Annotated in this window: 18 protein-coding genes; 9 read left to right on the top strand and 9 right to left on the bottom strand. The window is 72.5% G+C overall.

Going from position 1 to position 18,133, the window contains the following annotated elements:
• Positions 1–37 precede the first annotated feature (37 nt).
• On the top strand, positions 38–994 hold the full coding sequence (locus H4F70_RS10215) for a PAC2 family protein (RefSeq protein WP_182357110.1): 957 nt from the start codon (positions 38–40) through the stop codon (positions 992–994).
• A 52-nt stretch (positions 995–1,046) separates the two neighbouring features.
• On the opposite strand, the gene mshC is transcribed toward H4F70_RS10215, so the two are convergent.
• The 4 genes from mshC to H4F70_RS10235 all read right to left on the bottom strand — a co-directional run bounded on the left by mshC (position 1,047) and on the right by H4F70_RS10235 (position 4,703).
• Positions 1,047–2,291, bottom strand: a complete 1,245-nt coding sequence (gene mshC / locus H4F70_RS10220) for a cysteine--1-D-myo-inosityl 2-amino-2-deoxy-alpha-D-glucopyranoside ligase (protein ID WP_182357111.1) — start codon at positions 2,289–2,291, stop codon at positions 1,047–1,049.
• A gap of 107 nt (positions 2,292–2,398) precedes the next feature.
• Positions 2,399–3,319, bottom strand: coding sequence for an SCO1664 family protein (locus tag H4F70_RS10225; protein WP_182357112.1), 921 nt, complete (start codon positions 3,317–3,319; stop codon positions 2,399–2,401).
• A complete protein-coding gene (locus H4F70_RS10230) occupies positions 3,316–3,909 on the bottom strand; it encodes a DUF3090 domain-containing protein (protein WP_182357113.1) in 594 nt (197 codons plus the stop codon). Before H4F70_RS10230 ends, H4F70_RS10225 begins: the two co-directional genes overlap by 4 nt.
• Before the next feature lie 50 nt (positions 3,910–3,959).
• Positions 3,960–4,703 (bottom strand): histidine phosphatase family protein, encoded by a 744-nt coding sequence (locus H4F70_RS10235; protein ID WP_182357114.1) that lies wholly within the window; start codon positions 4,701–4,703, stop codon positions 3,960–3,962.
• Between the two features lie 168 nt (positions 4,704–4,871).
• Between H4F70_RS10235 and H4F70_RS10240 the strand changes: the two genes are divergently transcribed.
• Positions 4,872–5,807: an aldo/keto reductase gene (locus H4F70_RS10240; RefSeq protein ID WP_182357115.1), complete on the top strand. Its 936-nt coding sequence runs from the start codon at positions 4,872–4,874 to the stop codon at positions 5,805–5,807.
• A gap of 56 nt (positions 5,808–5,863) precedes the next feature.
• On the opposite strand, the gene H4F70_RS10245 is transcribed toward H4F70_RS10240, so the two are convergent.
• A complete protein-coding gene (locus H4F70_RS10245) occupies positions 5,864–6,589 on the bottom strand; it encodes a neocarzinostatin apoprotein domain-containing protein (RefSeq protein ID WP_182357116.1) in 726 nt (241 codons plus the stop codon).
• Positions 6,590–6,669: 80 nt separating this feature from the next.
• On the opposite strand from H4F70_RS10245, the gene H4F70_RS10250 reads away from it, so the two are divergent.
• The 4 genes from H4F70_RS10250 (at position 6,670) to H4F70_RS10265 (ending at position 10,431) form a co-directional block, all read left to right on the top strand.
• On the top strand, positions 6,670–7,344 hold the full coding sequence (locus H4F70_RS10250) for a biliverdin-producing heme oxygenase (RefSeq protein ID WP_182357117.1): 675 nt from the start codon (positions 6,670–6,672) through the stop codon (positions 7,342–7,344).
• Between the two features lie 65 nt (positions 7,345–7,409).
• Positions 7,410–8,417: a heme/hemin ABC transporter substrate-binding protein gene (locus H4F70_RS10255; RefSeq protein ID WP_182357118.1), complete on the top strand. Its 1,008-nt coding sequence runs from the start codon at positions 7,410–7,412 to the stop codon at positions 8,415–8,417.
• Entirely contained in the window at positions 8,414–9,511 is a 1,098-nt protein-coding gene (locus H4F70_RS10260) for a FecCD family ABC transporter permease (protein ID WP_372497542.1), read from the top strand. Before H4F70_RS10255 ends, H4F70_RS10260 begins: the two co-directional genes overlap by 4 nt.
• A 2-nt stretch (positions 9,512–9,513) precedes the next feature.
• On the top strand, positions 9,514–10,431 hold the full coding sequence (locus tag H4F70_RS10265) for a heme ABC transporter ATP-binding protein (protein ID WP_372497545.1): 918 nt from the start codon (positions 9,514–9,516) through the stop codon (positions 10,429–10,431).
• On the opposite strand, the gene H4F70_RS10270 is transcribed toward H4F70_RS10265, so the two are convergent.
• The 3 genes from H4F70_RS10270 to H4F70_RS10280 are packed head-to-tail and all read right to left on the bottom strand — an operon-like array spanning position 10,383 to position 14,543.
• On the bottom strand, positions 10,383–12,326 hold the full coding sequence (locus tag H4F70_RS10270; protein WP_220471821.1) for an ABC transporter ATP-binding protein: 1,944 nt from the start codon (positions 12,324–12,326) through the stop codon (positions 10,383–10,385). The genes H4F70_RS10265 and H4F70_RS10270 overlap by 49 nt on opposite strands.
• A gap of 14 nt (positions 12,327–12,340) precedes the next feature.
• On the bottom strand, positions 12,341–14,161 hold the full coding sequence (locus H4F70_RS10275) for an ABC transporter ATP-binding protein (protein ID WP_182357121.1): 1,821 nt from the start codon (positions 14,159–14,161) through the stop codon (positions 12,341–12,343).
• Positions 14,151–14,543, bottom strand: coding sequence for a hypothetical protein (locus tag H4F70_RS10280; protein WP_182357122.1), 393 nt, complete (start codon positions 14,541–14,543; stop codon positions 14,151–14,153). Before H4F70_RS10280 ends, H4F70_RS10275 begins: the two co-directional genes overlap by 11 nt.
• A gap of 377 nt (positions 14,544–14,920) precedes the next feature.
• Here H4F70_RS10280 and H4F70_RS10285 point away from each other — a divergent pair, with 377 nt between their 5' ends.
• The 3 genes from H4F70_RS10285 to H4F70_RS10295 are packed head-to-tail and all read left to right on the top strand — an operon-like array spanning position 14,921 to position 17,522.
• The gene (locus tag H4F70_RS10285) at positions 14,921–15,949 is read left to right on the top strand and encodes an NHL repeat-containing protein (protein WP_182357123.1); all 1,029 of its coding nucleotides are present in this window, start codon (positions 14,921–14,923) and stop codon (positions 15,947–15,949) included.
• Positions 15,950–15,957: 8 nt separating this feature from the next.
• The gene (locus H4F70_RS10290; protein WP_182360320.1) at positions 15,958–17,091 is read left to right on the top strand and encodes a quinone-dependent dihydroorotate dehydrogenase; all 1,134 of its coding nucleotides are present in this window, start codon (positions 15,958–15,960) and stop codon (positions 17,089–17,091) included.
• Positions 17,088–17,522 carry a DUF8021 domain-containing protein gene (locus tag H4F70_RS10295; protein ID WP_182357124.1) on the top strand — a complete coding sequence of 145 codons (435 nt, stop codon included), beginning with the start codon at positions 17,088–17,090 and terminating at the stop codon, positions 17,520–17,522. Before H4F70_RS10290 ends, H4F70_RS10295 begins: the two co-directional genes overlap by 4 nt.
• A gap of 53 nt (positions 17,523–17,575) precedes the next feature.
• Here H4F70_RS10295 and H4F70_RS10300 read toward each other — a convergent pair whose 3' ends face one another.
• The gene (locus H4F70_RS10300) at positions 17,576–18,106 is read right to left on the bottom strand and encodes a YbhB/YbcL family Raf kinase inhibitor-like protein (RefSeq protein WP_182357125.1); all 531 of its coding nucleotides are present in this window, start codon (positions 18,104–18,106) and stop codon (positions 17,576–17,578) included.
• Positions 18,107–18,133 lie beyond the last annotated feature (27 nt).

Raw genomic sequence — 18,133 nt, forward strand, 5'->3', positions numbered from 1 at the left:
TGGTCCGGTAATTTCCGGCGGACCGTAGGCTGGGGGTGTGAGCAGTACGGACCCATCCCGCAGCGCCGGTGCGCCCGATCCCGATGCCTACGGCCCCGATGCACGGCGCCGTGACGGCGAGGACCCCGCCGACGAGGGGCCCATCGTTGTCGCGGCCTTCGAAGGCTGGAACGATGCGGCGGACGCCGCGACCGGGCTGGTCGAGCATCTCGCGCTGATCGGCGGGGCCACCCCGCTGGCCGAGCTGGATTCGGAGGGCTACTACGACTACCAGGTCAACCGGCCGACGATCTCCCAGGTGTCGGGCGTCACCCGCCGGATCGTCTGGCCGGCCACCCGGCTCACCCGGTGCCGCCTCTCCCCCGGCGGCCGCGAGCTGATCCTGGTGCACGGCATCGAGCCCAACCTGCGGTGGCGCGCGTTCTGCACCGAGTTGCTGGATCTTTTCACCCAGGCGGGCGTCGCGGCCGTCGTCACCGTGGGCGCGCTGCTGGCGGACACCCCGCACACCCGGCCGGTGCCCATCACCGGCAGCACCCACAGCGCCGCTGCGGCGAAGCTGTACGGGCTGACCGGCAGCGATTACGAGGGGCCGACCGGCATCACCGGGGTGCTGCAGGACGCGTGCGTACGCGCCGGCATCCCCGCCACCACACTGTGGGCCGCAGTGCCGCACTATCTTTCGCAGCCGCCCAATCCCAAGGTGATGGTCGCATTGCTGCGCCGTCTCGAGCAGGTGCTCGGTTTCGAGGTCCCGGCGGGCGACCTGCCGCGGCAGGCCGAGGAGTGGCAGGACACTGCACGCGCGCTCACCGAAGAGGACGAGGACATCGCGGAGTACGTGCAGGCGCTCGAAGAGCGGGGGGACGAACAGTCCGACATCTCCGAGATGCTGCGCGCCGTCGACGGCGACGAGATCGCCGCGGAGTTCGAGCGCTACCTGCGCCGCCACGGTCCGGGGCATGGCCCCGACTCCGGTGGCCACGGCGGGTAGTCGCCAGGCCGCTCTCCGGAGCGCGGGTCGCGCGCTGCCGGCCGGGGGCGCGCTATCGCGTCAGCCGCACGCCGAGCAGGGCGTCGACCGCGTCGGCGATGAGCGCGGGCGCCTGGGCGTCGCTCCCCAGGCCGGCCTCGACATCCGCGGCCCACGCGTCCACCGCCGTCAGCGCCTTCGGCGTGTCGAGGTCGTCGGCCAGGTGCTGACGCAGCCGCGCCACGGTCTCCTCCGCGGCCGGTCCCGCCTGGGCGCTCGCCGCGGCGCGCCACCGCCGCAGCCGTGCACGCGCGGTGTCGAGCAGGCCCTCGGTCCAGAACCGGTCGGTGCGGTAGTGCGCGTCGAGCAGCGCCAGACGCAGCGCCATCGGATCCTCCCCCGCCTCGCGCAGTCGGGAGACGAGCACGAGGTTGCCGAGGCTCTTCGACATCTTCTCGCCGTCCAGCCCCATCATCCCGGTGTGCACATAGTGCCGGGCGAAGCGGCGTTCGCCCGTCGCGGCTTCGGCGTGTGCCGCGGAGAACTCGTGGTGCGGGAAGATGAGGTCGCTGCCGCCGCCCTGGATGTCGACACCGCCGCCGATCCTGTTGAGCGCGATGGCGGAGCATTCGATGTGCCAGCCGGGCCGCCCGTCGCCGAACGGGGACGGCCACGACGGCTCGCCCTCGCGGCGCGCGCGCCACAGCAGCGCGTCCAGGCTGTGCCGCTTGCCGGGGCGGTCGGGGTCGCCGCCGCGCTCGGCGAAGAACCTGTCCATCGTGGCGCGGTCGTACCCCGACTCGTACCCGAACTGCTCGGTGGCGTCGATGCTGAAGTACACGTCGGGGTACTGCGGGTCGTCCACCACGTAGGCGGCGCCGGAGGCCAGGAGCTTCTCCACCATGGTGATGACCTCGTCGATCGACTCCACGGCGCCGATGTAGTCGCGCGGCGGCAGCACGCGCAACGCCGCCATGTCGGTGCGGAACAGCTCGGTCTCGCGTTCGCCCAACGCGCGCCAGTCGATGCCGTCGCGCGCGGCACGCTCGAACAGCGGATCGTCCACGTCGGTGACGTTCTGGACGTAGTGGACTTCGTGACCGTTGTCGCGCAGGACCCGGGCGATCACGTCGAACGTCAGATAGGTCGCCGCGTGGCCCATGTGCGTCGCGTCGTAGGGGGTGATCCCGCAGACGTACATGCCGGCCACCCGCCCGGGGGCGACGGGGCGCACGGCGCGGTCGGCGGTGTCGTAGAGACGGAGCGGCGGGCCGGAGCCGGGGACAGCGGGCACGGCGACATCGGACCAGGACTGCATATGCACCAGCCTAAGCGGTCCCGCGCCGGCCGACGTCGGCGGCCGGGCCGACCGCGTGCGCCGCTGCGCCGTGCCGGCACGCGCCGAGCGCATGCGGGGCCAGGTGCTCAGAACGGCGGCCAGGGGATGGCGCGGGCGGCGGTGGGTCCCGGGTGCACGCCCGATTCCACCAGCAGTGCGATGCGCCGCGCCAGCGCATCGACCTCCGTCGTGGTGAGCAGCGCGTCGAGGGCGTCGGCCAACGGGGAGGTGCGGCTCCGGAGATCGTCGCCGAGCGCGGCGACATCTGCGAGCAGAGCGTCCGGTACCGGCCGGTGCGCCCAGCCCCAGAGCACGGTGCGGAGCTTGGGTTCGCTGTGCAGGCAGATGCCGTGATCGACGCCGCGCAGGCCGCCACCGGGTGCGCACAGGATGTGGCCGGCCTTGCGGTCCGGGTTGTTGAGCACCACGTCGAGAACAGCGATCCGCTGCAACCGCTCGTCGTCCGCGTGTGCGAGCACCACCTGGCGGCCGGTCATGTCCTCCGCCGCGAACACGGCCAGGTGGCCGGCGGGGACGGCGTCCGCCGGGAACAGGTCCACCAGGTCGGTGGCGGAGTCCTCGATGACGGAAGCCCCGACGGCGGGGTTCTCGGCGAGGGAGTCCTCCGAGTCGCGGCCGCCGTCCGCCCGCCCCGTCGGTGCTTCACACCCCGCTGTCGCCTCGACCCACTCCTGCACCATCCCCCAGCCGTGCGGGCCGCCGCGCAGCACCGTCCGCGGAACGATCCCCCAGCCCAGCGCAGCGCTGATCAGGTACGACGCGTACTCCCTCTCGGCGAGCGTGCCGTCGGGGAAGTCCCAGAGCGGCCGCTCCCCCAGCACCGGCTTGTAGACGCAGCGGGCCTCCCGTCCCGGCCCGCCCAGGCGGCACAGGAACGTGGCGTTGCTGGCGGTGGTGAGCCGGCCGATGATCTCGATCGGTGCGCTCTCGAGAGGGGCCGGATCGACGTCGGCGGACGCGGCGTCCCGGGGTGCGGGCGCCGTCATTGTCCGTCGTCCGGCTTCTGCAGGTCGTTGAGGTCGATGCCGCGGTGGTAGCCGTTGGTGCGGGCGCAGATGTGGCCGGCGGGGTCGAGCGGCCTGCCGCACAGCGGGCACGGGGGCCTGCCGGCATCGACGATGAGCTCGGTGCGCGCGGAGAACTGCCGCGCCTCCGTCGGCGCCAGGAACACCCGCACCGTGTCGGGGCCCTCGTCGGTGTCGTCGAGCACCACCGACTCGTCCAGCGGCGTCTCCGTCACCGCGAGCAGCTCGACGACCACCGCACCGGCGTCCGCCTCCCAGCCCAGGCCCATCGTGCCCACGCGGAACTCCACGTCCACCGGCATCTGCAGCGGCTCCAGGTCGTCCACGGCGACATCCGTCGGCGGCAGCTCCGCGCCGAACCGCCGGTGGACCTCGCCGAGCAGCGCGCCGATGCGTTCGGCCAGGATCTGCACCTGCTGCTTCTCCAGCAGGACGCTGACCAACCGGTTGTCCTGGCTCACTTGGAGATAGAACGCGCGGTCACCGGGCTCGCCCACCGTCCCCGCGACGAAACGGTCCGGGCTGCGGAAGATGTGAATGGCACGTGACATGGCACCTCCAATCTATGGCCTGCGATCGCGATCGGTCATGGCAGCCCCGCTCAGATCTCGCCGCCGGGGACGCCGTCGGCCGGCGAGGGCGTCGCGGGCGCCCCGTCCGGGGAACGGCGGCCGTCGTCCGGGCATTCCGGCGCGCCCTCCTGCGGGTCCCGCGGGCGTCGCGCGAGCCCGTCGAGCGCGGATCCGGTGTCGTTCAGATGCTGCACTATCGGGCGGGCGTCGGTGTAGCGGATCACGCTGATCGCCGCCGGCACCGTCGCGATGCGCTGGAATCCGTCGAGGTGCATCCCGAGGGCGTCCGCCAGGATCGACTTGATCACGTCCCCGTGGGTGCAGGCCACCCACAGCACATCGTCGCCGTGCTCGGCGCGCAGGCGTGCATCGTGCGACCGGATCGCCGCCACGCTGCGCGCCTGCACGGCCGCCAGGCATTCCCCGCCGGGGAACGTGGCCGCGGACGGCTGCTGCTGCACGACCCGCCACAGTGGTTCTTTGACGAGCTCGGCCAGTGCGCGACCGGTCCATTCGCCGTAGTCGACCTCAGCCAGTGCGTCCTCGGTGCGTGGCTGTACGCCGACCGCCTCGGACAGTGGGAGGACGGTGTCCCTGCAACGCTGCTGGGGCGAGGAGACGATGGCCGCGATGGGCAGGCCGCCGAGGCGCCGCGCGGCCTCGGCGGCCTGCGCGCGGCCCGTCTCGTCGAGCCCGACCCCGGGGGTGCGGCCCGCCAGGGTGGCCGCGGTGTTGGCGCTGGAGCGTCCGTGGCGCAGCAGGATCACCGTCATGACCGCCACCCTATGCGCTCGGCGCGGCGCGGGTCGTGCGCCCGCGAGCCCGGGTTAGGGTGCTCTGGTCCGCGCCGCACCGACCGTGCCGTACCGCGCGGACGGTGACGACGGAGCCGAGGGGAGTGCAGTGGACCGACGAGCGGCCGCGCCGGACAGGCGTGCGGCGTGAAGGAGACGAATCTGGGCCGCAGCGGCCTGCGGGTGTCGGGCCTCGGACTGGGCACGCTCGCCTGGGGGCGGGAGACCGCCGGGGACGAGGCGGCCGGACAGCTGCGCGCGTTCGCCGAAGCGGGCGGCACGCTGGTCGACACCTCCCCCGCCTACGGGGACGGTGCCGCCGAGGCCGTGCTCGCAGAGCTTCTCGAGGACGTGGTGCCCCGCCGCGACCTGGTCCTGAGCAGCGCAGCCGGCATCGTGCCGTCCGCCCCGGTGGGCGAGCGCGTCGACTGCTCGCGCCGCACCCTGCTCCACCAGCTCGATGCGACCCTCCTCGCCCTGGGCACCGACCACCTGGACCTGTGGCAGGTCGCGGCGTGGGACCGTCGCACCCCGGTGGGCGAGATCGTCGACACCTGTGACTACGCGGTGCGCACCGGCCGGGTGCGCTACACCGGCGTGCGCGGGCACTTCGGCTGGCAGCTTGCGACGGTGGCGGGCCGCGCCCGTGCCTCGCACATGGTGGCGGCGCAGGCAGAGTATTCGCTCCTGGCCCGCGGCGTGGAGGAGGAGCTGGTCCCCGCCGCGCTGCACCACGGCATGGGGCTGCTCGCCGCAGTGCCCCTGGCCGGCGGGGTGCTCACAGGGAAGTACCGGGACGGCGTGCCCAGCGACTCGCGCGGCGCCGATGCGTCACGGGCGGAGATCGTCCAGGCCTACCTGCATGAGGACGCGGTGAGCGTCATCGACGCCGTGGTCACCGCGGCGGACGGACTGGGCACGTCGCCGCTGGCGGTGGCTCTCGCATGGATCCGCGACCGACCGGGCGTGGGCAGCGCCATCGTCGGAGCCCGGGACATCGCACAGCTCACGGGCGTGCTGGTGGCGGCGGATCTCACGCTGCCGCCCGCGATCACCGCCGCGCTCGACGACGTGAGCGGATAGAACTGCCTGAGCGGATGGCCCCGGCCGGCAGTGTCGCGCGGCCGGGGCTCCGGCCGTCAGGAGCCCTGCTGCCCGCGCCGGCGGACGGCGACGGCGATGCCGCCGATCACGAGGAGCGCGACGACGACTCCGCCGACGGTCCACCAGACGACCGCCGACGAGCTGTCGGAGCCCGTTGCCGAAGCCTGGTCGTCCGCACTCTGGGCCCCCGCGTCCTCTGCGGCCTGTCCCCCGGTGCTGTGCCCGCTGGCGTGCGCCTCCGTTCCCACCGCGCCCGCCGCGGCGGCTGCGGTGAACGTGACCGGAACGTCGGCGACGGTGCCGAAGCCGTTGCGGTGGTCGTAGAACAGGGTGATCGAGCAGTCCGACTCGGTGCAGTCGACGGGGGCGCCGCTCATGGACGTGCCGGCGGCGACGGCGTTGAGCTCCGCGGTGAAGGTCCCGTCGGGGGCGATCGGCGTCGTCGCGCCCCGCCCATTGGACACCCACAGCTGCGATCCGGGCACTGCGCGGTCGCCGGAGCATTCCGGTCCCGCGGGCCCCGTCGTGCCGGTCACGCAGGTGGCCACGTAGTAGCCGGCCTGGGGGTCGAGCCCGCTGCCCTGCACGGTGACGCTCTCCCCGGCCGCCAACCCGTCGGTCTGGCTGACGGTCAGCTGCGGACCGGACACCGCCGGGTCGGCGGCCGCGGCCGTGCTCACGGCCAAGAGCGATCCGGCGGCGACGGCGGCGACGGCGGTCGCTGCGGCGGCGCGGCGCAGGAGAGTCTGGGAACGGTGCATGGGAATCCTCGCTTCGTCGGATACTGAAGGCTAGGCTAACCTAGTTGCAGTTGGACGACCGTGACAGGGGAGAGAACGACATGACCATTGACGACACCGCGCGCGCGGACGGCCTCGCGGCGCTGGTCAAGAGCCGCACGGACGAGGCGCACCGCGCCGCCGAGTCCTCCTCGTTCATGGCCGATCTCCTCGACGGCGCGCTGCCGGAGGCGGCCTACGTCGAACTCGAGGCGCAGAGCTGGTTCATCTACCGCGCGCTGGAGGCGGGCGGACGGACGCTGGCCGGCAACGCTCTGGTGGATCCCTTCCTCGACGACGCGCTTCTGCGGCTCGAGGGGCTTGAGCAGGACCTGGAGCATCACCGCGGCGCGCATTGGCGGTCGTCGATCGCGATGCTGCCGGCCACGGAGCGGTACGTGGAGCGCATCGCCGAGGTCGTCGCCACCTGGCCCGCGGGTTTCGTCGCCCACCACTACCTGCGCTACCTCGGGGACCTCTCCGGCGGCCAGATCATCCGCACCAAGATGTCGCGCACCTACGGATACGACACCGACGGCGTGCGCTTCTACATCTTCGACGCGATCGCCAAGCCCAAGCCGTACAAGGACGGCTACCGCGCCAAGATGGACGCTCTGCCGATCGACGATGCGGAATCCGAACGGTTCATCGCCGAGGTGGCCGACGCGTTCCGGCTGAACCGAGACCTGTTCGCCGACCTCGGCGGCCGGTTCGCGCGGAACGGAGCCGCAGTGTGAGATCGAGGACCGGCCCCGGCCGCCGGCGCGCGGACCGCTCCCCTGTCGGTCCGCAGGCGGGCCGTATGACGACGAGGGGGTTCGCCCTGCTCGTCGCCGTGCTCGCCGTGCTGGCGGCAGGATGCGGCGCATCCGGCGGCGCGGACACCGGTGGCGCGGGTGCGGTCACCGCCTCCATCGGCGAACTCGACCCGGAGCCGATCGGCCCGCCCCCGTCGCCGCAACTGCCCGTCACCGTGACCTCGGAGGACGGCGCGGAGGTGACGGTCACGAGCGCCGACCGCATCGTCGCGGTGGACCAGTACGGGACTCTCGGCGAGACGGTCTTCGCTCTGGGCCTGGGCGGCAACCTGGTCGGCCGCGACACCGCCACCGATTTCCCGGCCGCCGCCGACATCCCCAACGTGACCCCCGGCGGCCACTCGCTCAACGCCGAGGCCATCCTGGCGTTGCGCCCCACGGTGGTGCTGACCGACTCGAGCATCGGCCCCCATGCCGTGCAGGAGCAGATCCGTGCCGCGGGCATCCCGGTGGTCTTCTTCGACGGCGAGCGCACCCTGGACACGACCGCCGACATGATCCGCGACGTCGGCCGCACGCTCGGCGTGCCCGAGGCCGGCGACGCGCTCGCCGAGCGCACGCAGCAGCAGATCGACCAGGCGCTCGCCGCGGTGCCGGAGACGCAGGATCCGCCCACCATCGCGTTCCTGTACCAGCGGGGGGCGGCGATCTCGATGCTGGGCGGCCCCGGCAGCGGCGCGGACGACATCATCCGCGCGGTGGGCGGGGTCGACGCGGGCACAGCGTCGGGGCTCACCGCCGCCTACACGCCGGTCACCGCCGAAGCGCTCATCGTCGCCGCCCCCGACGTGATCCTCATGATGTCCGGCGGGCTCCAGTCGGTCGGCGGCGTCGACGGGCTCGTGCAGATGCCGGGCATCAAGCAGACCCCGGCGGGCGAGAACCGGCGGGTGATCGATATGGACGATGCGGTGCTCCTCAGCTACGGGCCGTCCACCGGCAAGGTGATCCGCGCCCTCACCGAGGCGCTCTACGGCGAGCAGGCCCGGTGACGGCGACCGCGGACCGCACCGCGCCCCCGGTGCCGGGGGCGCCGGGGACGCGCAATCCGCGCCGCCGGCGCACCGTGATCGTGCTCGCGACCACGGGCGTCGCGCTGGTGGTGCTGGCCGTGCTCGCGGCCTGCCTGGGCCAGGTGCCCGTGGACCCCGGCGAGGTGGTGGGGTCGATCCTGCACCGGGTCGGCATCGACTGGTTCGCCATGCCGGCCCACCCCAACGGCGACGCGGCACTGTGGGAGGTCCGCTTCCCCCGCGTCGTCCTGGCGATGCTCGTGGGCGCCAGCCTCGGGTGCGCGGGCGCCGTCCTGCAAGGCGTGTTCGCCAACCCGCTCGCCGAGCCCGGCGTCATCGGAGTCTCCGCCGGCGCGGCCGTGGGGGCGAGCTCGGTCATCCTCATCGGCGGCACTTTCTCGTCCAGCTGGGCGATCGCCGCGGCCGCGTTCGCCGGGGGCCTCGGCACCACCTTGCTGGTGTACGGGCTGGCGCGGGCCGACGGGCGCACCGAAGTGGTCACCGTGATCCTCACCGGCGTCGCGGTCAACGCCGTCGCCGGCGGTCTCATCGCGTACTTCACCTTCGTCGCCTCCCCCGCCGCCCGCGAGCAGATCGTCTTCTGGCAGCTCGGCACCCTCGGTGGCGCCGACTGGGACGCCGTCGGCGTGGTGGCGCCGCTCGCCGTCGCCGGAGTGGTCGGCTCGATGCTCCTGGCCCGCAAGCTCGACTTGCTGGCGCTCGGCGAGGGGCCGGCGCGGCACCTGGGCGTGGACGTCGAAAGGGTGCGCCGGTGGGCCATCGTCATCGTCGGCGTGCTCGTGGCCGCCGGCGTGGCCTTCACCGGGATCATCGCCTTCGTGGGCCTCGTGGTGCCGCACGCCTTCCGCATGCTCATCGGCCCGTCGCACCGCATGCTCATCCCGGCAAGCACCATCGGCGGCGCCGTGGTCCTGCTCGCCGCCGACATCGGCGCCCGTACCTTGGTGAGCAATGCCGACCTTCCGCTCGGCATGCTCACGTCGCTGGTGGGCGGCCCGTTCTTCTTCTGGTTGCTCCACCGCACCCGCAGGTCGCAAGGAGGGTGGTCATGAGGATCGCGGACGTCCTGCATCCCCGCCGCGCGCGGGCGGCCGCCAGCGAGGACGCGGCGCAGCTGCAGGCCGGCGGGCGGGTGCTGCTGCAGGCCCGCGGTCTGGGCGTGGCCCGCGGCGAGCGCGCGATTCTGGCCGACGTGGACGTGGACGTCACGGCCGGCGAGGTGCTGGCGCTGGTAGGGCCCAACGGCGCCGGCAAGTCCACCCTGCTCGCGGCGCTGTCGGGGGATCTTCCGCTCTCGGCGGGCAGCGCGGTCATCGACGGCAAGCCGGTACGGGACTGGTCCGCCCGCGAGCTGTCTCGGCGGCGAGCGGTGCTGCCGCAGCAGCATCGCGTGGGATTCGGCTTCACGGTGGACGAGATCGTCCGCATGGGGCGCGCCCCCTGGGCCCGCACCGACAGGTCGGTGGACGACGACGCGGTGGTCGCCGAGGCGCTGGACATCTGTGATGTGGCCGCTTTCCGCGACCGTTCTTTCGTGACGCTGTCGGGCGGCGAGCAGGCGCGCGTGGCGCTGGCCCGCGTACTGGCGCAGGAATGCCCCACGATCATGCTCGACGAGCCGACGGCGGCGCTGGACCTGCGCCACCAGGAGACGGTGATGCGGATCGCCGCGGAACGTGCGCAGGCGGGCGCGGCCGTGGTCGTGGTGCTGCACGACCTGGGCCTGGCCGCCGCCTACGCGGATCGCGTGATAGTGCTCGCCGGCGGCCGGACCGCGGCCGACGGCCCCCCGGACGAGGTGCTCACCGAGGCGCTGCTCAGCGCGGTGTATCGGCACCCGGTGGACGTGTTGCCGCACCCGCACGGCGGGCGCCCGCTCATCGTGCCCCGCCGCCCGGGCCACGGGCCGTCCCCGGAGGTCGGTCAGCCGGCGGTCGAACCGGCGAACTGGGCCGAGTACAGCCGCGCATAGGCGCCGTCGGCGGCGGCCAGCTCGTCGTGTGTTCCGGACTCGACGATCGCGCCGTGCTCCATCACCAGGATCAGGTCCGCGTCGCGGATCGTCGAGAGGCGGTGGGCGATGATGAAGCTCGTGCGGTCGCTGCGCAGCGCGCTCATCGCCTCCTGCAGCAGCACCTCGGTGCGGGTGTCCACCGAACTGGTGGCCTCGTCGAGGATGAGGATGGACGGCGACGCCAGGAACGCGCGGGCGATGGTGATGAGCTGCTTCTGGCCGGCGCTCACGTTGCCGGCGTCCTCGGTGATGAGGGTGTCGTAGCCGTCGGGCAGGTGCGCGACGAAGCTGTCGACGAAGGTGGCGCGTGCCGCCTCGAGTATCTGTTCCTCGGTGGCGTTCAGGTCGCCGTAGAGGATGTTGTCGCGGATCGACCCCTCGAACAGCCACGTGTCCTGCAGCACCATGCCGATGCGCGCCCGCAACGCGTCGCGCGGAATGTCGGTGATGTCGACCCCGTCGATGCTGATGGAGCCGGAGCGCAGTTCGTAGAAGCGCATGATGAGATTGACCAGGGTGGTCTTGCCGGCCCCGGTGGGGCCCACGATGGCGACGGTGCGCCCGGGCTCGACGTCCAAGGACAGGTCCTCGATCAGCGGGGTGTCCTCGTTGTAGCGGAAGGCGACGTCGTCGAAGCGCACGTGCCCGCGCACCGGGGCGCCGCCGAGGAACCGGGCGGCGGCCGAGTGGCGTCCGCCCTCCTCGATGGCCGTCTCGGGGGACATCTCCTCCGCGTCGAGGATTCCGTACACGCGCTCGGCGGACGCCAGGCCGGACTGCATCCGGTTGGCCATCGACGCGATTTGGTTGATCGGCTGGCTGAACTGGCGCGAGTACTGGATGAACGCCTGGACGCTGCCCAGGCTGATGGTGCCGTTCGCGATGCGCAGGCCGCCCACGACGGCCAGGACCACGTACATCAGATTGGACACCAGCGACATGATCGGCGAGATCATGCCGGAGAGGAACTGCGCGCCGAAACTGCTCTTCACCAAGGCGCTGTTGACCTCGGTGAACTGGCCCTCCATCTCCTTCTGGTGTCCGTACACGCGCACCAGGGCGTGACCGCTGTAGGTCTCCTCGATGTGGGCGTTGAGACGCCCGGTCTCCGCCCACTGCTGCCGGAACAACGGCTGCGCCTTCTTCGCGACGATGGTGACCAGCAGCAGCGACACGGGGATCGAGGCCAGCGCGATGAGCGTGAGCAGGGGCGAGAGGAAGAACATCAGGGCCAGCACGCTGACCACCGTGAGCGCCGAGGTGATCAACTGATTGATCGTCTGCCCCAGAACCGTCTGCATGTTGTCGACGTCGTTGGTGACCCGGCTGAGCACCTCGCCGCGCGGGGTGGAATCGAAATAGTGCAGCGGCATGCGGTGCAGCTTCTCCGAGACCTTCCGGCGCAGCCGGTACACGGTCTTCTGCACGACGGTGTTGAGCAGGTACGCCTGCGCCCACGACAGCGTCGCCGCCACCACATACAACGCCAGGATCAGCAGGATGATGCGGGTGAGCGCGTCGAAATCGATGCCGGCGCCGGGCGTGATGTCCATGTTCGCGACCATGTCGGCCTTGGTCATGTCGCCCTGGCTGCGCAGGATCTCCACGGCCTGTTCCTTGGTGGTGCCCGGCGCCAGGGTGCGGCTGATGGCGCCGGAGAACAGCACGTCGGTGGCGCGGCCCATGATCAGCGGGGCCACCGCGCTCATGCCGATCCCGATGACGGAGATCAGCAGCACGGTGAAGAACCGCAGCTTCTCCGGGCCCAGCTCGCCGATGAGCCGCCGGAAGGTCTGCCGGAAATGCTGGGGCTTCTGCGCCGCGCCGGCGGCGGCCCCGGGCGCCCCGGGCATGGCTGCTGGTGCGCTCACGGCTCCACCTCCGTCGGCTGCTGCGATTGGACGATCTCCCAGTACGTGGGGCATTCCACGACCAGGTCCTGGTGGCTGCCCACCCCCACGGCGCGGCCGTCCTCGAGCACCACGATCTGGTCGGACTGGGCGATACGGGCGACGCGCTGGCTGATGGTGATGACGGTCGCGTCGCCGCGGGCCTCACCCAGCGCCCGGTACAGCGCCGCCTCGGTGCTCAGGTCGAGCGCGGAGAAGGAGTCGTCGAACAGGTAGATGCGGGGGCGCCGCACCACGGCACGCGCGATGGTGAGCCGCTGGCGCTGGCCGCCGGAGAAGTTGGTGCCTCCCTGCGAGACCGGCGCCTCCAGGCCCTCCGACAGTGCGCGGACGAACTCATCGGCCTGACTGATCCGCAGGGCCTCCCACATCTCTTCCTCGGTGGCGTCGGGCTTGCCGAAGCGCAGGTTGGACGCGATGGTGCCGGAGAACAGGTACGCGCGCTGCGGCACCAGCCCGATGTGCTTGCACATGGCGTCCTGGTCCTGGAGGCGCACGTCGACGCCGTCGACGAGCACCGAGCCCGAGGTGACGTCGAACAGGCGCGGCACGAGCGACAGCAGCGTGGTCTTGCCGCTGCCGGTGCTGCCGACCACGGCCGTCGTGGTGCCGGGGATGCAGCGGAAATTCAGGCCCGAGAGCACCGGCTCCTCCGCGCCGGGATAGCCGAATCCGGCGTCCTCGAACGCGACGACGCCCCTGGGCGAGGACGGCGTCTGTGGTTCGTGCGGGTCGCGGACGGAGGACTCGGTGCGCAGCACCTCGCTGATCCGTTCGGCGCTCACCGCGGCGCGCGGCACGAGTACGGCCATGACCACCGCCATCATCACTGAGGAGAGGATCTGCATGACGTACGCGATGAACGCCGTCATCTGGCCGACCTGCATCTGGCCGTCGTCGATCAGGTGCGCGGCGAACCAGAGCACGGCGACGCTCGTGAGGTTGGAGATGATCATGATGGCGGGCATCATCAGGGCGAACAGCCTGCCCGCGGACAGTGCCACCGACGTGAGGTCGTTGTTGGCGGTGTCGAACTTGTCGCGTTCGAGCTGCTCGCGGACGAACGCGCGGACCACGCGCATGCCGGAGAGCTGCTCGCGCATCACCCGGTTGACCCCGTCGATCCGCGCCTGCATCCGGCGGTAGAGCGGCACCATCAGCGCCATGATCGCGGTGACCACGCCGAGCAGCAGCGGCACGGAGATCACGAGCAGCCAGGACAGCCGCGCGTTCTCGCGCAGCGCCATCACCACGCCGCCGATCGACATGATGGGGGCCGTGGTCAAGATGGTGGCGCTGATCATGACCAGCATCTGGATCTGCTGGACGTCGTTGGTGTTGCGCGTGATGAGCGAGGGCGTGCCGAACTGGGCGAACTCGCGGTCCGAGAACGTCGACACCTGGTGGTAGAGGCCGGAGCGCAGATCGCGCCCCACGCTGGTGGCGGCCTTCGCCGCGCAGTACACCACGCCGACGGCGCCGAGGGCCTGGGCGACGGTCACCAGCAGCATCAGCCCGCCGGCGCGGAGGATGAAATCCGTGTCGCCGCGGGCGATGCCGTCATCGATGATCCGTGCGTTGAGCGTGGGCAGGAACAGCGCCATCGCCGCGGCGAATATCTCGAGGACGACCACCCCGATCAGCAGCGGCGTGTACGGGCGCAAGTGCGTGCGCAGCAGTCGGAGCAGGCTCGCCCGTTCGCGGCGGCCCTTGCCGCGCGTCGCCTCGCCCTCGGCGGCGGGCCGGGCCGCGCTGGGGGCCGGGCTTTCAGATGCCATCGATGACAGACCCCAGCTTTCCGAGCAGCGTGCGGACGACGGTGGGATGCTGCCCCTCCGGTTGCTCGGTGCGTTCCGCCTCCGCGAGCGCATCGCGGACCAGTGCGGTGACGCTGCGGGCGTCGTCCAGGTCGACGTCGGTCACAGGGAGCTCGGCGACCGCGACGACGTCGTCGGGACCGGGGACCGGCTCCGTGCGCCCCGCCCGGTAGAGCTCCAGCCGCAGGGCGGTGCGTCGCACCTGGAAAGCGAAGTCGCGGCCGCCGTACGAGCCGAACCCGTGCGCGGCCGGGCCCGAGGAGAGGTCCTCGATGACGAACGACGATTCCGCCGCAGCGTCGTCGTCCGGCGGGGGGCCCGCCGCTGGATCGCCCGTGCTCATTCGTCTCCCAGCGTGCTCGTGTGCGGGGCGGAGTCGTCTGCGGCAGGCGCGCCCGTATCCTCGTGTGCGGGATCCGCGCGTCCTGCCCCGTGCAGCGCCTACTCCGTTTCGGTCACAGGCAGACTCTATGTGATCGCCGGCCGCCCCGGTGCACCGTCACCCCGGTCGGGACGGCCCGCGGCCCACCCGGAGCGCCGCGGCCGGTGCGGGCGGAGCGCCCCGGCGACGGCGGATTGTTCCAGCACACGGATTGTTCCAGCACACGGATGCAGGCGGTGACGACGATAGTGACCGGACACAGGTCCACTGACTCAGCGGGCGTGATGCGCGGCGGATTCCTCCCCCTGCGGGGCCGCCGCGCACCCGGAGCGGGACGCGTGGCCGCGGCCACCGCACTGGCCGCGGCGACGCTGCTCGCGCTCACCGCGTGCGGCTCGTCGGGCGGACGGCCGGACGTGCCCACGCGCGTGCCCGCCACGCCGGTGGCAGGCCCCGGCTCCGCGCAGGCGCCGGCAGGCGACGTCATCGTCGGTACCGCCGACGTGCAGGCGCTCGCCGTCGCCGGCGGCGACGGCGACGGTGACGGGCTGCTCGCGGTGCAGTCCGCCGCACCGTCGTCCATCGCCGTGTACGCGGTGGACGCGCCGGCCGACCCGCGGCGCGTCATCGAAGTCCCGGACGACGCGGCCCCGATGACGCGCGTCGCCGACGCGGACGGGCGGCCGGCGCCGCCGGTCGTCCTCGTGCCGGCGCCCGGCGCGCTGCTCCGGGTGGATCTCGCCACGGGCGCGACGGACACGGCGCACATCGACGGGGACGCGATCTCCGCCACGGGCCTGCCGGGCGGCGGTTACGCCGTCGGCACCGCGGACGGCACCGTGTACATCCTCGGCGACGACCTGTCGGTCGACAGGACCGTCACCGGCTTCGTCTCCGCGGACTCGCTGGCGGCGTCGGGTGACGCGCTGCTGGTGCTGGACGCGCACCAGACCTCGCTGACCGAGGTGGATCCGGCCACCGGGGAGCACGGCGCGGCGCTGCGCGTCGGCAAGGGGGCCACGCGGATCGTCTCGGACGGGTACGGGCGCGTCATCGCCCTGGACACGGACGGCGGGCAGATGCTCGTCTACGGGCTCGACCCGTTGATCAACCGGCAGCTCGCGCCCATCGGCGCGTCGCCGGCGGCGCTGGCGGCGGACCCGGCGCGCGGCCTGGTGTGGGTGACCTTCACCGGCACCGACGAGGTGGCGGCCTTCGATCTGTCCACCGGCGAGCCGGTGGAGAAGCACCGCTACCCCACCGTCGCATTCCCCACCTCGGTGGCGGTGGGCGCGGACGGCGCCGTGTACGTCGGCTCGGGCCGCGACGGCGGCGTGGCACGCATCAGCCCGGAGCAGATCCGATGAGCGGGCGGCTGTACGCGCTGGTGCTGCGCGCGCTGTTCCTCATCGACCCCGAGCGCATCCATCACCTGAGCTTCCGTGCCATCCGCGTGGCGACGGCGCTGCCGCTCGTCGGCCCGCTCATCGCGCGGGTGCTGTCCTCCCGCGACCCGGTGCTGCGCACGCGGGTGTTCGGCGTCGACTTCCCCGCTCCGCTGGGTCTGGCCGCGGGCTTCGACAAGAACGCCGAGGGGGTCGCCGCCTGGGGGCCGATGGGCTTCGGATTCGCCGAGGTCGGCACGGTCACCGGCCGTGCCCAGCCCGGCAACCCCGCGCCCCGGCTGTTCCGTCTCCCCGCCGACCGGGCACTGGTCAACCGCATGGGCTTCAACAATGAGGGCGCCGACGCGGCGGCGGTGCGGCTGCGGGCGCGCCGCGGCGGTGTGCCCATCGGCATCAACATCGGCAAGACCAAGGCGGTGCCGGTGGACGAGGCCGCCGACGACTACCGCTACAGCGCCGCGCTACTTGCGCCGTTGGCCGACTTCCTCATCGTCAACGTCAGCTCGCCGAACACGCCGGGGCTGCGGGACCTCCAGGCGGTGGACTCGCTGCGGCCGCTGTTGCAGACCGTGCTCGACGTCGCCCAGACGCCGGTCCTGGTCAAGATCGCCCCCGACCTGGCCGACGCGGACGTGGACGCGGTCGCCGACCTGGCCGTGGAACTGGGGCTGGCGGGGATCGTGGCGACGAACACGACCGTCTCGCGGGCGGGGCTCGCGACCCCGGCGGCCGAGGTGGAACGGATCGGCGCGGGCGGGCTTTCCGGCGCGCCGGTCGCGGACCGGTCGCTGGAGGTGCTCCGGCGGCTGCACGCGCGGGTGGGCGACCGCCTGGTGATCGTGTCGGTCGGCGGCATCTTCAGCGCGGAGCAGGCCTGGCAGCGGATCACCGCCGGCGCGTCGCTGCTCCAGGGGTACACGGGCTTCATCTACGGCGGCCCCTTCTGGATGCGGCGGATCCACCGCGGCCTCGCCACGCGGGTGCGAACGGCCGGGTTCACGTCGATCGCGGACGCCGTGGGCACCGATGCCGTGGACAGCGACAGCGCCTCGGCCCGCAGGGCCGATGATGCGGCGGAGACGGAAACGGAGGCAGGCCGATGACCGGAGGCACGGAACCCGCGGCCGGCAGCGGCGACGCGACGACCGAACAGCGGATCGCGGCCGCGCGGGCCTACATCGATGCGCTGGTGTCGCATGACGCGTCGGACGTGCGGCTCGCACCCGGCGCGGTGCGCTACGAGGTGGGCGTGAAGACGGGGCGCAGCGGTGCGCACATCGTCCGGAGCCTCGAGCGCGGTCCGCAGTTCCGGGTGATCTCCGGGGTCCGGGACGTCACCGCGTGGCGTGAGGGCGACACCGTGCGGACACGCTACGTCGTCGACACCTCCTTGCTCGGGCTGAACCTCGTGATCGCGCACATCACCGAGGAGTTCGAGGTGCGCGGCGACGGCGCGATCCACCGGATCGACGCGCACATCCGCCCCCGTCCGGGGCCGGTGTTCCGACGCCCGGGACGAGGGCGGATGAGCTGAGCGGGCGGATGGGCTGAGCGGGCGGAGGGGTTGAGCCCCGGAAGGCCCCTGCGTCAGTTCTGCTCGTAGGTGCCGACGATGTAGGTGCGGGCGATGGCATGGGAGAACAGGTTGAATCCCAGCACGGTCGGCGTGGCGTCGGCATCGAGGCCCAGGCTCTCCACGTCCACCGCGTGCACGGCGACGTAGTAGTGGTGCGGCCCGTGGCCGGCGGGCGGGGCGGCGCCGATGTATCGGGCGGCACCCGCGTCGCTGCGCAACTGGATCGCGCCGTCCGGCAGGCCGGAGCCGGAGTCGTCGCCCGCGCCGGAGGCGAGTGACGTGGTGGCGGCCGGAATGTCCGCCACCGCCCAGTGCCAGAATCCGGCGGCGGTGGGTGCGTCGGGGTCGTAGACCGTCACGGCGAAGCTCTTGGTTTCGGCGGGGAAACCCGACCATGCCAACTGCGGCGAGACGTCGTCGCCCCCGGCCCCCATGATCCCGCTGACTTGGGCGCGGGCCAGCGGTCCGCCGTCGGCCACATCCTCGGAGGTCAGGGTGAAGCCGGGCAGCTTCGGCAGGTCGTCATAGGGATTGCGGCTCATAGCGGTTCCTTCCATGCGGTAGGGGTC

It is taken from the genome of Tomitella gaofuii (assembly GCF_014126825.1).
GTDB classification, from domain to species: Bacteria; Actinomycetota; Actinomycetes; order Mycobacteriales; family Mycobacteriaceae; genus Tomitella; species Tomitella gaofuii.

Coding starts and splice junctions, on each gene's coding strand:
- mshC (WP_182357111.1), bottom strand. CDS start 2,291: ATGCAGTCCTGGTCCGATGTCGCCGTGCCCGCTGTCCCCGGCTCCGGC.
- H4F70_RS10225 (WP_182357112.1), bottom strand. CDS start 3,319: ATGACGGCGCCCGCACCCCGGGACGCCGCGTCCGCCGACGTCGATCCG.
- H4F70_RS10230 (WP_182357113.1), bottom strand. CDS start 3,909: ATGTCACGTGCCATTCACATCTTCCGCAGCCCGGACCGTTTCGTCGCG.
- H4F70_RS10235 (WP_182357114.1), bottom strand. CDS start 4,703: ATGACGGTGATCCTGCTGCGCCACGGACGCTCCAGCGCCAACACCGCG.
- H4F70_RS10245 (WP_182357116.1), bottom strand. CDS start 6,589: ATGCACCGTTCCCAGACTCTCCTGCGCCGCGCCGCCGCAGCGACCGCC.
- H4F70_RS10250 (WP_182357117.1), top strand. CDS start 6,670: ATGACCATTGACGACACCGCGCGCGCGGACGGCCTCGCGGCGCTGGTC.
- H4F70_RS10255 (WP_182357118.1), top strand. CDS start 7,410: ATGACGACGAGGGGGTTCGCCCTGCTCGTCGCCGTGCTCGCCGTGCTG.
- H4F70_RS10270 (WP_220471821.1), bottom strand. CDS start 12,326: ATGCCCGGGGCGCCCGGGGCCGCCGCCGGCGCGGCGCAGAAGCCCCAG.
- H4F70_RS10275 (WP_182357121.1), bottom strand. CDS start 14,161: ATGGCATCTGAAAGCCCGGCCCCCAGCGCGGCCCGGCCCGCCGCCGAG.
- H4F70_RS10280 (WP_182357122.1), bottom strand. CDS start 14,543: ATGAGCACGGGCGATCCAGCGGCGGGCCCCCCGCCGGACGACGACGCT.
- H4F70_RS10295 (WP_182357124.1), top strand. CDS start 17,088: ATGACCGGAGGCACGGAACCCGCGGCCGGCAGCGGCGACGCGACGACC.
- H4F70_RS10300 (WP_182357125.1), bottom strand. CDS start 18,106: ATGAGCCGCAATCCCTATGACGACCTGCCGAAGCTGCCCGGCTTCACC.